The 234-nt window shown below is 71.8% G+C and carries 1 protein-coding gene; it reads right to left on the bottom strand.

Annotation, left to right across the window (positions count from 1 at the left end):
- On the bottom strand, window positions 1-234 hold a 234-nt coding region (locus AC0IVP_RS22205), incomplete at both ends, for a TetR/AcrR family transcriptional regulator (protein ID WP_471759318.1).

The following is a 234-nucleotide window of genomic DNA, read 5'->3' on the forward strand; positions in this document are numbered from 1 at the left end:
CCGGTCCAGCTTGGCCGGGGCGTCGCCGGCGCCGTCCCGGAGCTCCTCGGCGCGGGTCAGGTTCGCCCGGACGACGTCGCTGACCACCTCGTCGAACAGCTCTTCCTTGCTGCCCCCGTAGTAGTACAGCGTGGCCCGGTCGGTGCCCATCGCGTCGGCGATCTGGCCGATGCTGGTGCCCCGGAATGCGTGGGTCTTGAACAGGCGCGCGGCCGCCTCGACGATCTCCTGGCG

It is taken from the genome of Klenkia sp. AC732 (genome assembly GCF_979256525.1).